The organism is Pseudomonas trutticola BRTCR10 (genome assembly GCF_056155105.1).
On the sequence record NZ_CM149552.1, the window covers coordinates 195,911 to 209,363 of the forward strand.

The window sequence follows — 13,453 nt, forward strand, 5'->3', positions numbered from 1 at the left end:
ACTACGCTTTGTCGGACAAAAGGACTTTTGATTACGGTGAAGGGATTGCAGCAGTTCCACTTTATCTCCGGCTTGCCGCGCTCAGGCTCGACCCTGCTTTCTGCGATTCTTTTGCAGAACCCGCGCTTTCACGCCGGCATGACCAGCCCGGTCGGCTCCCTCTTCTCCAGCGTCCTCGAACAATGCAGCGCCGGCAGCGAATTCGGCGCGGTCATCGACACTCAGATGCGCCGCCGTTTACTGCGCGGACTGTTTGAGTCCTTCTACGCCGACAAGGCTGACAAACCGGTGGTGTTCGACACCAACCGGCAATGGAGCTCCCGGCTGCCGGCGCTGAACGACCTGTTTCCCAAGGCCAAAGTGATCGCTTGCGTGCGCAACGTCGCCTGGGTCATGGACAGTCTCGAGCGGTTGTACCGCGCCAATCCCTATGAAAACACCAAGCTGTTCGGCGATGCCGTCGAGCGCAACACCGTCTACAGCCGCTGTGAAACCCTGGCCCAGCGCAATCGCCTGGTCGGTTTCGCCTGGGCGGCGCTCAAGGAAGCCTATTACGGCGAACAGGCCGATTCGCTGTTGATCATCGACTATGACTTGCTGACCCAGGCCCCGGAACGGGTGTTGCGGCTGGTCTACGAGTTCATCGGCGAGCCATGGTTCGAACACGATTTCGAGCACCTGGCCTATGACGCCCCGGAATTCGATCAGGCCCTCGGCGTGGCTGGCCTGCACAAGGTCAAACCCAAGGTGGCCCTGCAGTCGCGGCGCACCATCCTGCCACCGGATCTGTTCAAGCAATACGCCGATTTGTCCTTCTGGCTCGATGGCTCAGCCAGCGCCGCCAATGTCATTCGTATGAAGTCCGACGCCGCGATCAGTTGATCGCGGCGTTTTTCATTGATGCATCAACAACTGTGTTCGAGTCCGGGTGAGCAACATGTGGTGGAGCAAGAAGCAAGCGCAGGGAACCGCAGGCCAACGCACGCTGGCGGCGCCGATGATCATGCCGCTGGAACCGCGCATGCTGTTCGACGGCGCTGTCGCCGCCACCGTGGCCGACACCGCAGCCCAAGCCGATAGCCACCCCGCGGCGGACGCGGCCAAGACGCCCACCGCCGATCACCCGACGATCAGCAAGGACACCCACGGTCAGGCTGACGCCACCCCGGCCGTCAGCCCTGTCGCAGTGCCAGGCCAGAGCGTGGTGTTCGTCGATTCGCGGGTCAAGGATGCCGACAGCCTGCTCAAAGGTGTCGCGCCCGGCGCGCAAGTGGTCAAGCTCGATGCGAGCAAGGACGGTTTGCAGCAGATCGCCGATTACCTCAGTCAGCATCAGGGCGTCAGTTCGGTGCAGATCATTGCTCACGGCAATGCCGGCGACCTGTGGCTGGGCAACAGCTATCTGTCTGCCGACAACGTCGCGCAACGCAGCGCGATCCTCGGTGAAATCGGCAAGGACATGAATGCCGGCGGCGACATCCTGATCTACGGCTGCTACACCGCTGAAGGCGATCGCGGCTTGAGCTTCGTCGATTCTCTGGCACAGCTGACCGGCCGTGATGTGGCGGCTTCGAACAACCGTACCGGTGTGGGCGGCGATTGGGATCTGGAAATCGCCACCGGCACCATCGAAAGCGCCAACGTGCTGTCGACCAAGGCCATGAGTGAATATCAGTGGGGCCTGGCCACGTGGACCGCCACCAACAATGCGAACACCGGCGTCGGCTCGCTGCGGGCAGCCCTGGCGTCGGCGCAGAACGGCGATATCGTCACGTTCAGCTCCGGCATGACCGTGCAACTCACCTCTGAACTGCTGATCAACAAGAGCATCACTGTCGATGGCGACCTGAACAACGACGGCGTGGCGGACGTGACCCTCGATGGGCAGTACAAAACCCGCGTCGTGGAAGTCACCTCGGCCAGCACTGTGACCCTCGATGGTCTGGTGATCACCCGGGGACTGGTCTCCGGCAACGGTGGCAATGGTGGCTACGGCGCGACCGGCGCCATGGGTGGCGGGATTTTCAACGCCGGAGTCCTCACGCTGAAAAATGTTTCGGTCACCGGTAACGCGGCAGCGGGTGGCGGCGGCGGTGGTGGCGTCACGGGCGCCAACTATGGCGGCGGTGGTGGCGGTGGCGGCGGCCTCGGCGGTCAGGGCGGCGGTCATGGCGGCATCGCCGGGCCGGGCACCGGTACGTTGGGCGGCCAGGCTGGCAGCGGTGGCGTCGGCGGTTACGGTGGCGGTTACGACGCGACGCATATGGGCGGTCGCGGTGGCTCCACGACGGGCGGCGCCGGCGGGGTGGGCACGGCCGATTACAGCAACGGCGGCAATGGCGGCACGGCCAGTAACGGCACCATTTCCATTGGCGGCGGCGGTGGCGGTTCCGGCTGGGACAAGGTCGGCGGTGTCGGCGGTAATGCGGCCGGCGGCATTTACAACGCCTCCACCGGTACCCTGAAAATCGTCGGTACTTCGGTCATCAGCAACAACATCGGCGCGGGCGGCGGCGGTGGTGGTGGCAGCGGCCTGGGCAGCAACAATCTGAACGGCGGCGATGGCGGGCGAGGGGTCGGCGCGATCTGGAACCAGGGCGGCACGGTGCTGATCACCGCCGCCAACTTCAGCGCCATCAGCGGCAACGCTGCCGGCAGCGGCGCCGGCGGTACAGAACTCGGCGGCGGCGTCACCGGTTCTGTGCCGTTGGCCTTCGCGGCGATCTACAACAACGGTGGCACGCTCAACACAGCCTATGTGGAGCCGCCGACCGCAACCATCGTGATGGCCGACACGGCGCTGAAAATCGGCGAAACCTCGCTGGTGACCATCACCTTCAGCCGCGCAGTGAGCGGTTTCACCAACGCCGACCTGACGATTGCCAATGGCACGCTGACGGCGGTGAGCAGCAGCGATGGCGGCCTCACCTGGACCGCGACCTTCACCCCAACCAACAACATCACCGACAGCACCAACCTGATCACCCTCGACAACACTGGGGTAAATGCGATCAGCGACGGCGTGGCGGGCGTCGGTACGACCAGCTCCGTCAATTACGCGATCGATACCTCCCGGCCGACCGTGACCATTGTGATGGCCGATACGGCAATAAAGATCGGTGATACCTCGCTGGTGACTTTCACCTTCAGTGAAGCCGTGACCGGTTTCACCAACGCCGACCTGACCATCGCCAATGGCACGCTGACGGCAGTCAGCAGCAGCGACGGCGGCATTACCTGGACGGGGACGTTCACCCCGACCGCCAGCATCACCGACACCACCAACCTCATCACCCTGGACAACACCGGCATCGCTGACCTGGCGGGCAACGCCGGCAGCGGCACCACCGACTCGAACAATTACGCGATCGATACCGTACGGCCGACGGCGACCATTGTTGTTGCCGACACCAATCTGGCGGCAGGCGAAACCTCGGTGGTGACCATCACTTTCAGCGAAGCGGTGAGTGGTTTCACTATCGCCGATCTGACCGTGGCCAACGGCATCCTTAGCGGACTGAGCAGCAGCGATGGCGGCATTACCTGGACGGCCACGCTGACGCCAACCACAAGCGTCACCGACACCACCAACCTGATCACGCTGGACAACACCGGGGTCAATGATCTGGCCGGCAACGTCGGCAGCGGCACCACCAATTCCAACAACTACGCGATCGACACCGTGCGGCCGACGGCGACCATCGTCGTCGCCGACAACGCGCTGAAAATCGGCGAAACCTCGCTGGTGACCATTACCTTCAGCGAAGCGGTGAGCGGGTTCACCAACGCCGACCTGAGCATCGCCAACGGCACGTTGACGGCGGTCAGCAGCGGCGATGGCGGTATCACCTGGACGGCGACTTTCACGCCAACTGCGAGCATCACCGATGCGACCAACCTCATCACCCTGAACAACACCGGTATCAGCGATCTGAATGGTAATACCGGCAGCGGCACTACTGATTCCAACAACTACGCCATCGATACCGTGCGCCCGACCGCGACCATCGTTTTCGCTGACAACAGCCTGAAAATCGCTGAGACCTCGCTGGTGACCATCACCTTCAGCGAAGCGGTGAGCGGGTTCACCAACGCCGACCTGACCATTGCCAACGGCACGTTGACGGCGGTGAGCAGTAGCGACGGCGGTGTGACCTGGACCGCGACGTTCACGCCGAGCGCGAACATCACCGATGCCACCAACGTCATCACCCTCGACCAGACCGGCGTCGCCGACCTGGCGGGCAACGCCGGCACTGGCACCGTCGATTCCGGCAACTACGCCATCGACACCCAGCGTCCGACCGCCACCATCGTGGTGGCGGATGCCAGCCTGAGCGCCGGTGAAACGTCGTTGGTAACCATCACTTTCTCGGAAGCGGTGAGCGGTTTTACCAACGCCGATCTGACGATTCCCAACGGCACATTGACCGCCGTCAGCAGCAGCGACGGCGGGATTACCTGGACCGCGACGTACACGCCGACGGTGGGGATCAACGACGCAACCAACGTCATTACCCTGGCCAATACCGGCATTGCCGACCTGGCCGGCAACGCCGGCAGCGGCACGACCAATTCCAACAACTACAGCATCGACACGGTGCTGCCGACAGCCACCGTGATCATTGCCGACACCTCACTGAAAATCGGCGAGACCTCGCTGGTGACTATCACTTTCTCTGAGGCGGTGACCGGTTTCACCAATGCCGACCTGACGATTGCCAACGGCACCCTGACGGCGGTGAGCAGCAGCGATGGCGGCATCACCTGGACAGCGACTTTCACGCCAACCAGCAACATCACTGACGCCACCAACCTGATCACCCTCGACAACAGCGGCGTGCAAAACCTGTCAGGCAACGCCGGTAGCGGCACCACCGTTTCCAACAACTATGCCGTCGATACCGTACGGCCGACCGCGACCATCGTGGTCGCCGACACGGCGCTCGGCGTCGGCCAGACTTCGCTGGTGACCATCACCTTCAGCGAGGCGGTGAGCGGTTTCACCAACGCCGATCTGACCATCGCCAACGGTACGTTGAGCGCGGTCAGCAGCAGTGACGGCGGCATCACCTGGACGGCCACCTTCACGCCGTCTGCGGGAGTCACCGACACCAGCAACCTCATCACCCTGGACAACACCGGCATCGCCGACCTCGCTGGCAATGCTGGCAGCGGCACCACCGATTCCAACAACTACGCGGTCGACAGTCAGCGCCCGACCGCCACCATCCTGGTGGCGGATGCCAGCCTGAGCGCCGGTGAAACGTCGTTGGTAACCATCACTTTCTCGGAAGCGGTGAGCGGCTTTACCAACGCTGACCTGACGATTCCCAACGGCACATTGACCGCCGTCAGCAGCAGCGATGGCGGTATTACCTGGACCGCGACTTACACGCCGGCGGCCGGAATCAATGACGCAACCAACGTCATTACCCTGGCCAATGCCGGCATCGCCGACCTGGCCGGTAACGCCGGCACCGGCGCCACCAATTCCGGCAACTTCACCATCGACACCGTAGTGCCGACGGCGACCGTGATCATTGCCGACCCCTCGCTGAAAATCGGCGAGACCTCGCTGGTGACCATCACCTTCAGCGAAGCGGTGACCGGTTTCACCAATGCCGACCTGACGATTGCCAACGGCACCCTGACGGCGGTGAGCAGCAGCGATGGCGGCATCACCTGGACGGCGACTTTCACGCCAACCAGCAACATCACTGACGCCACCAACCTGATCACCCTCGACAATTCCGGCGTGCAAAATCTGTCCGGCAACGCCGGCAGCGGCACCACCGATTCGAACAACTACGCCGTCGACACCGTGCGTCCGACCGCGACCATCGTGGTCGCCGACACGGCACTGGGTGTCGGTGAGACCTCGCTGGTGACCATCACCTTCAGCGAGGCGGTGAGCGGCTTCACCAACGCCGACCTGACCATCGCCAACGGTACGTTGAGCGCGGTCAGCAGCAGTGACGGCGGCATCACCTGGACGGCAACGTTCACGCCGTCTGCGGGAGTCACCGACACCAGCAACCTCATCACCCTGGACAACACCGGCATCGCCGATCTGGCGGGCAATACCGGCAGCGGCACCACCGATTCGAACAACTACGCGGTCGACAGTCAGCGTCCGACCGCCACGATCGTCATGAGTGATAGTGATGTGCGTCCCGGCGAATCCGCGCTCGTCACGATCACCTTCAGCGAAGCGGTCAGCGGCTTCGACAATAGCGACCTGAGCGTCGCCAACGGCACGCTGAGTAACGTCTCGTCGAGCGACGGCGGCATCACCTGGACGGCGACGTTTACCCCAACCATCGGCGTCAGCGATGCCACCAACCTGATCGTCCTGAACAACAGCGGCGTCAGTGATCTGGCGGGCAATACCGGCACCGGTACCACCAACTCGGCCAACTACGCGGTGCAGACCGAAGTGCCGACCGCGACCATTGTCGTCGCGGATACCGCGCTCAAGGCCGGTGAAACTTCCACGGTGACCATCACTTTCAGTGAGGCCGTCAGCGGTTTCGACAATGCCGATCTGAGCATTGCCAATGGCACCCTGAGCAACGTCAGCAGCAGCGACGGCGGCGTGACCTGGACGGCGACGTTCACGCCAACCAGCAACATTACCGACACCAGCAATCTGATCACCCTCAACAATGCCGGCGTGACCAACGCCTCGGGCAACAGCGGTGTCGGCTCCACCGATTCGAACAACTTCGCCATCGACACGGCGCTGCCGACCGCCACTATCGTGGTCGCCGACAATCGCCTGGGCATCGGTGAAACCACCACGGTGACCATCACCTTCAGCGAAGCGGTCAGCGGTTTTGACCTGTCGGACATCAGCGTTGCCAATGGTCTGCTGTCGAACCTGACCAGCAGCGACGGCGGCGTTACCTGGACCGCTACGCTGACGCCGACCGCCAACGTCAATGACGCGACCAACCTGATCATCCTCGACACCGCCGGCGTGCAGGACCTGGCCGGCAACATTGGCGCGAGCGTTGCGATTTCCAATAACTACGCGCTCGACGCTACGCGGCCAACCGTCAACATCGTGGTCGCCAATCCAAACCTGGGTATCGGCCAGACCACCACGGTGACCTTCACCTTCAGCGAGGCGGTGAGCAATTTCGACCTGTCCGACCTGAGCGTGACCAACGGCGATTTGAGCAACCTGAGCAGCAGCGACGGCGGCAAGACCTGGACCGCGACGTTCACCCCGACGGCCAGCGTGACCGATCCAAGCAATTTCATCGCGCTGGACACCAGCAATGTCACCGATCTGGCCGGCAACGTCGGCAGTACCGTCGCGGTGTCGAACAACTACGCGCTGGACAGCGAACGGCCGACCGCCACGGTCGTCATCGCCAACCCGAACATGGGCATCGGTCAGACCTCGCAGGTGACCATTACCTTCAACGAGGCAGTCAGCGGTTTCGATCTGTCAGACCTCGTGGTGGCGAACGGCACCTTGTCCAACCTGAGCAGCAGCGATGGCGGCAAAACCTGGACCGCAACCCTGACGCCGAACGCCAACGTCAACAGCGCCAGCAACGCGATCAGCGTCAACAGTGCCGGGGTCAGCGATGCGTCCGGGAACAGCGGCAGCGGAGTCAGCAGCTCCAATAACTACGCCATCAACACCGTGCCGGTGATCATTCCTCCAACCGTGCCGACCACGCCGACCAGCGTCGTCATTCCGGATCCGCTCATTCGCAGCAGCGACCCGGTGGTGCCACCACCGCCGCCGAACGTGCCGCTGCAACCGGTCATCTTCACTGCGCCAACCGGCGATCTCGGTTCACCGCTGACCTTCGCGCCGTTGTTCGAACAACGGGTGATCGGCAACGGCATTCGTCCGATTGGCGATATTTTCATCAATCACGGGGCCCTCAGCCGCAGCTTCATCGCGCAGGTGTTCAGCAGCAGTGACAGCGGCGGCGACGGTTCCGGCCACGGCTTCCTCGGCTTTGGTGGTGGCGATGGCGGCGTATTCGCCAGCAGCACGCTGGCGAGCCTGTTCAACCAGAACAGCGGTACCGAGCGTGATTCCTTGAACGCCTTCGGCAGCCAGTCGCTCAAGGCAGGCGATGTTTCCCAGGGCCTGCGCGGCGTATTTGGCGCACCGACGCTGGGGCAGCAACTGCAACAACTCAAAGACACCGAGCAGCAGCGGGTCGACAGCCTGGCGGCAGCTCTGCAACAGATCGGCATCAGCGAAATGTCGGCTTGAACAAACAACTACTCAACACTGTGCGGGACCTAGGGGCGATCCAGGGATGAAGACAAGTCAGAAGTTGTTCGGCGCCAGCCTGCTGGCGCTGGCGATCAGCGGATGTGCAGTGACCAGTGAGCCGATTGAGCGCAGCGTCAGCGCACAACGAGCCAGAACCGATCTGCAAAGCATGTACAAGGATCAGGAACCGCTGCGCGGCCCGTTGACCCTGCACCAGGCCATGGCCCGCGCGGTGAAATACAACCTCGAAGGTCGTTTGAAAATCATGGAGGAAGCGCTGGCCAAGCGGCAGCTCGACCTCGCCAGTTTCGACATGCTGCCGCGCATGGCACTGGATGCCGGGTACGTCGGGCGCAACAACGTCAACGCCTCCAGCAGCCAGAGCGTGCGTACCGGCACTCAGTCTCTGGAACCGTCGACCTCGCAGGATCGTGACCGCGAGGTTGCCGACCTGACCATGGTATGGAACGTCCTCGACTTCGGCGTCAGCTACATCAGCGCCAAACAGCAGGGCGACCAGCGCCTGATCGTGCAGGAACGGCGGCGCAAAGTGATCAACACCATCGTCCAGGACGTGCGCTCGGCCTATTGGCGAGCAATGGCCGCCGAACGTCTGCTCAAGCAGATCGACAGCCTGATGGCGCGGGTGCAGACCGCCCGCGACAACAGCCAGACCCTGAGCGATCAACGCATTGGTGATCCGGTGCAATCGCTGAGTTATCAGCGTTCGCTGATCGAAGCCACCCGACAGCTGGAAGAACAGCGCCGCGCCTTGTCGCTGGCGAAAACCGAGCTGGCGACGCTGATCAATTTGCCGCTGGGCACCAACCTGACACTGGCTACTGATGACGGCTACCAGATTCCCGAGCTCAATGTTGATCTGGCCAAGCTTGAGCAAGAAGCCCTGACCAGCCGCCCGGAACTGCGCGAGCAGGATTACCAGACGCGCATCAGCGCCGCCGAAACCCGCAAAGCCATGTTGCGTCTGTTGCCGGGCCTGGAGTTTTCGGCGGGCGGGCATTACGACAGCAACTCCTTTCTGGTCGAGCAGGGCTGGGCCGACTACGGCGTCAAAGTCACCTGGAACCTGTTCAACGTGATCTCCGCGCCGGCGGCGATCAACGTCGCCAAGGCTGGGGAAGAAGTCGCCAATGCGCGGCGTCAGGCGATGTCGATTGCGGTGCTGGCGCAGCTCTATGTGGCCAACGCCAACTATCAAGAAGCCTTGCGCCAGTTCAAGACCAACCAACAACTGTCCGACATTGACGGGCAAATCGTCGGCCAATTGCGCAATCGTCATCAGGCTGCCGGTATTGGTGAACTGGAGCTGATTCAGGGTGAGTTGAACAACTTGCAGGCGGATTTGCGTCGCGACCTGTCGTACGCCGATCTGCGCAATGCCTACGGCCAGATCTTCGCCAGCGCCGGCCTCGATCCGTTGCCGGATCAGGTGCAATCCACCGAAGTGCAGTCGATCGCCACCGCGCTGGCCAATCGCGAGTCGGCGTGGGCGGCGGGGGATATCTCGGTGCCGGCAGTCGCCCATGCCTCGGCGCAGTGATGTGCTGGCGCCGAGCGCCAGCATCAGCCGCACACAACTCGAAGCCCGCAACGGCCATCGAGGTGCGGCGATTCTCTTGACTGGGCTTCCGGCGGCGGGCAAATCGACGCTGGCGCAAGCGCTGCACGCTGAGTTGTTCGAGCGAGGTGTGCAGAGCGTGGTGCTCGACGGCGATGGTTTGCGCGTCGGCCTCAACCGCGATCTGGGCTTCACCGATGGGGATCGCCGGGAAAACATTCGCCGCGCCAGTGAACTGGCCGCTTTGCTGGTCGAAAATGGCCAGATCGTGATTCTGGCGATGATTGCGCCATTGGCAGAGTTACGCGAAGTGTTCGCTGAACGCTTGGGTGAGGATTATTGCGAGGTCTGGTGCAACGCCGCGTTGGCGGTGTGCGAGCAGCGTGATCCGAAAGGGCATTACGCCCGTGCGCGACGCGGTGAATTGCCGGGGTTTACCGGGGTGTCGGCACCGTACGAGCCGCCGTTGCAGGCGTCTTTGGTGGTCGACACCGGGGTGCAATCGGTCGAGGCCTGCCTTGATCGCCTGCTGACCTGGCTCGGCGAGTGCTCGGTGTTGCCACACGCATGAGCCGTCCGGCGTTTTCACGTCTGCCGGTGACAGTGGATTTGCCGCTGTTGTTGCAAGCACTGGCGGCGATTGCCGATCACGCCTGGCACGGTCACTTCAATACAGATTACTTTTCGGGAGACTGGAGCGGCGTAGCGCTGATTTCGGCGGCTGATGCGCTGACCGAGTTGTCCCCCGGAAGCGGCGAGCCGCTGCGTCGCGCACCGTGGTTGCAGGATGATCGGTGGCGACAGGGGCTGCGCGATCTGCCGTTGAAAATCGTCAGTGCACGCTTGTTGCGCCTGGGGCCGGGTGGCCGGATTCACGAACACCGCGATTACGATCTCGATGGCCCGGATGCCGATCGGCGTCTGCACATTCCCTTGCTCAGCCCGCCCGACGTGGACTTCTGGCTCGACGGCCAGCGCATCCCTATGAGGACGGGCGAGTGTTGGTTTCTCGATCTGGCGCGACCGCATCGGGTGGACAACCGTGATAGGTCGGCGCGGGTGCATCTGGTCCTCGACTGTCGGCCCGATGCGTGGCTGGAAGAGCGGATTGCTGAAGGCCTGGCGAGCACGCCTGAACCGCAGTTGGCAGAGACGACGTTGCAGTGTTTTCAACGGCTGGTCGCCAACGATGCCTCGCTGGCGCTAGCCTTGCGGGAGCTGCACGATCCTGAACAGTTCATCAGCCGAACTCTGGAACTGGCTGCCGCACGAGGCTTGCCGTTCTCGCGTGAAGAACTTCGTGCGGCGATGCGCAACGGTCGTCGGCAATGGAATCAACAATGGAACGGCTGAACCTCGACGGCTGGTTGCCGATTGGTATCTGGCCGATTGCCGGGCAGTGGCAGGTGGATTGGTGCTGGTTCGGCGACAGGCCGCTGCATCAGCCGTTTTTCCGCGACGCGGTCGACGATGCACTGCGCCTGCCGTTCAATCAGGCTTTCCGTCGGCAGACGCCGCTGGCGGCGCTCAGCGACTGGCATGCGCAGAGTCCGGGTCTGGCGCCAAGCGCTTTCATTCTGCACGCCTCGCGCTGTGGCTCGACGCTGATCAGCCAGATGCTCGCCCGGCTCGACGATCACATCGTGATCTCCGAACCGCCGCCGCTCGATGCGTTGTTGCGCAGTGATCTGCCTGCGCCTGAGCGCCAGGCCGCAATCAATGGGTTGCTTTCGGCATACGGGCAGCGCCGCCGAGGCGAAGAACAGCGACTGGTGATCAAACTGGATGCCTGGAACATCGGCGAATGGTCGTTGTTGCAGAAATGTTTTCCGCATACGCCGTGGCTGTTTGTGTATCGCGATCCATTGGAAATCGCCGTCTCTCATTTGCGTCGCCCGGGCATGCACATGGTGCCGGGCATGCTCGGTGACTGCGTGCTGGAGGATGGTTTGCCGTTCGCAGGTCGCGAGGATTTCATCGCCCGACGTTTGGGGCGGTTGCTTGAGGCCGGGTTGATCCACTGCCGCGACTCGGGTGGATTGCCGGTGAATTACAGCGAATTGCCAGAGGCAATGGCGGGGCGGTTGGCACGGTTTTTCCGCCTGGATGATGTACAGCGCCTGCAGGTGTTTGCGGCGGTGGATTTACACGCGAAACAGCCGTCGCAACCCTTCGTTGCCGATGGTGAAGACAAGCGTCGGGAGGCCTCGGCGCTGTTGGAGGAGCGGGTGCGTTACTTTGCCCAGCGTTCTTTTCTGGATCTTGAGTTGCTGCGCAACGCTTGAAAGCGTTCTTTCGCTTTTCAGGATTTTCCGGACAAATCCGCCATGCCCTTGAGCAATTCAATCGGCAGTGGAAAGACAATCGTCGAACTCTTGTCCCCGGCAATCGAGCTCAGGGTCTGCATGTAGCGCAGTTGCATGGCGCCGGGCTGACGACCGAGCATTTCCGCGGCTTGCATGAGTTTTTCCGACGCTTGCAACTCGCCTTCGGCGTGGATCACTTTCGCTCGCCGTTCCCGTTCGGCTTCGGCCTGTTTGGCGATCGCCCGGACCATCGACTCGTTTAGGTCGACGTGTTTGATCTCGACATTGGCGACCTTGATGCCCCAGGCGTCAGTCTGCGCATCGAGCACTTGCTGGATGTCGATGTTCAGTTGCTCGCGCTCGGCCAGCAATTCGTCCAGTTCATGTTTGCCGAGCACCGCGCGCAATGTGGTCTGGGCCAGTTGGCTGGTGGCGGAAAGAAAATCCTCGACCTGAATGATCGCCTTCTGTGGGTCGAGCACGCGGAAGTACAGCACCGCGTTGACCTTCACCGAAACGTTGTCGCGGGTGATCACGTCTTGCGGCGGCACATCCAGGACCACGGTGCGCAGGTCGACCCGGACCATTTGCTGCACCACCGGAATCAGCAGGATCAGCCCCGGGCCTTTGACCTGCCAGAAACGTCCGAGCTGGAACACCACGCCGCGTTCGTATTCGCGCAGGATGCGGAACGTCGACCCGGCGAGGGCGATCACCAATAACAGCAGCGCAACAAAACCGATTTGCAGACCCATGATCACTCTCCGTGTTGAGCCGCGTCAGTCGCGGTGACTTTCAGCAATAAGCCTTTGCGCCCGACTACGCGCACTGATTGCCCGGTGTGCAATGGCGTCCTGCTGAGCACCTGCCAATGTTCGCCCTGCAACTGCACCCAGCCGTTATGGGCATTCTCCGGCTGCACGCCTGTCACCGCTGTGACACTGCCAACCAGGCCTGCATCGCCACTGACGGCGTGGCGCGGTCGGGTTTTCAAGGCACGGATGATCAACGCAAGTAACAGCAGGGCGCTGATCAGGCCGAGGCCGATCATCATCGGCACCGGCAGTTCGGCATTGCCGAGGATCAGCGCGCCGATGACGAACATGATGATTCCGCCCAAACCGATCACGCCGTAATTGGGCAGCGCGGCTTCGGCGATCAGGAAAACGATGCCCAGCGTGATCAGCCAGAGGCCAACCGGGCTCATGGGCGGCAACGATGTCTCGGCAGCGAAGGCTGAGCCGCTTACCAGCAGAAACAGAAACAACGTCCAACATCGGTTGTTCACGTGACCCTCCGGGAGAGTCATGGGGTGGT

At 62.4% G+C, this 13,453-nt stretch carries 8 protein-coding genes; 6 read left to right on the forward strand and 2 right to left on the reverse strand.

The features are described from left to right. Positions 1-36: 36 nt before the first annotated feature. From ACVVH8_RS00825 to ACVVH8_RS00850, 6 genes are all read left to right on the forward strand, one after another. A complete protein-coding gene (locus ACVVH8_RS00825; protein WP_213027176.1) occupies positions 37-882 on the forward strand; it encodes a sulfotransferase family protein in 846 nt (281 codons plus the stop codon). 139 nt (positions 883-1,021) lie between these two features. Further along, positions 1,022-8,248 (forward strand): Ig-like domain-containing protein, encoded by a 7,227-nt coding sequence (locus ACVVH8_RS00830; protein ID WP_475231108.1) that lies wholly within the window; start codon positions 1,022-1,024, stop codon positions 8,246-8,248. A 46-nt stretch (positions 8,249-8,294) separates the two neighbouring features. Beyond that, a complete protein-coding gene (locus ACVVH8_RS00835; protein ID WP_475228040.1) occupies positions 8,295-9,812 on the forward strand; it encodes a TolC family protein in 1,518 nt (505 codons plus the stop codon). Continuing rightward, positions 9,796-10,401, forward strand: coding sequence for an adenylyl-sulfate kinase (gene cysC / locus ACVVH8_RS00840; protein WP_475228043.1), 606 nt, complete (start codon positions 9,796-9,798; stop codon positions 10,399-10,401). The genes ACVVH8_RS00835 and cysC overlap by 17 nt, the downstream gene beginning before the upstream one ends. Further along, positions 10,398-11,183: an aspartyl/asparaginyl beta-hydroxylase domain-containing protein gene (locus ACVVH8_RS00845; protein ID WP_475228045.1), complete on the forward strand. Its 786-nt coding sequence runs from the start codon at positions 10,398-10,400 to the stop codon at positions 11,181-11,183. Before cysC ends, ACVVH8_RS00845 begins: the two co-directional genes overlap by 4 nt. After that, positions 11,171-12,115 (forward strand): sulfotransferase family protein, encoded by a 945-nt coding sequence (locus tag ACVVH8_RS00850; protein WP_475228047.1) that lies wholly within the window; start codon positions 11,171-11,173, stop codon positions 12,113-12,115. The genes ACVVH8_RS00845 and ACVVH8_RS00850 overlap by 13 nt, the downstream gene beginning before the upstream one ends. Positions 12,116-12,132: 17 nt before the next feature. Here ACVVH8_RS00850 and ACVVH8_RS00855 read toward each other — a convergent pair whose 3' ends face one another. Together ACVVH8_RS00855 and ACVVH8_RS00860 are read right to left on the reverse strand one after the other, a co-directional pair. Then, the gene (locus ACVVH8_RS00855) at positions 12,133-12,891 is read right to left on the reverse strand and encodes a slipin family protein (RefSeq protein ID WP_003220464.1); all 759 of its coding nucleotides are present in this window, start codon (positions 12,889-12,891) and stop codon (positions 12,133-12,135) included. Between the two features lie 2 nt (positions 12,892-12,893). Then, the gene (locus ACVVH8_RS00860) at positions 12,894-13,445 is read right to left on the reverse strand and encodes an NfeD family protein (protein ID WP_475228050.1); all 552 of its coding nucleotides are present in this window, start codon (positions 13,443-13,445) and stop codon (positions 12,894-12,896) included. Positions 13,446-13,453: the final 8 nt, after the last annotated feature.

What these genes read in the sequence shown, in the direction of transcription:
- ACVVH8_RS00835 (WP_475228040.1), top strand. Translation starts at nt 8,295, where the DNA reads ATGAAGACAAGTCAGAAGTTGTTCGGCGCCAGCCTGCTGGCGCTGGCG.
- ACVVH8_RS00855 (WP_003220464.1), bottom strand. Translation starts at nt 12,891, where the DNA reads ATGGGTCTGCAAATCGGTTTTGTTGCGCTGCTGTTATTGGTGATCGCC.
- ACVVH8_RS00850 (WP_475228047.1), top strand. Translation starts at nt 11,171, where the DNA reads ATGGAACGGCTGAACCTCGACGGCTGGTTGCCGATTGGTATCTGGCCG.
- ACVVH8_RS00845 (WP_475228045.1), top strand. Translation starts at nt 10,398, where the DNA reads ATGAGCCGTCCGGCGTTTTCACGTCTGCCGGTGACAGTGGATTTGCCG.
- ACVVH8_RS00830 (WP_475231108.1), top strand. Translation starts at nt 1,022, where the DNA reads ATGCTGTTCGACGGCGCTGTCGCCGCCACCGTGGCCGACACCGCAGCC.
- ACVVH8_RS00860 (WP_475228050.1), bottom strand. Translation starts at nt 13,445, where the DNA reads ATGACTCTCCCGGAGGGTCACGTGAACAACCGATGTTGGACGTTGTTT.
- cysC (WP_475228043.1), top strand. Translation starts at nt 9,796, where the DNA reads ATGCCTCGGCGCAGTGATGTGCTGGCGCCGAGCGCCAGCATCAGCCGC.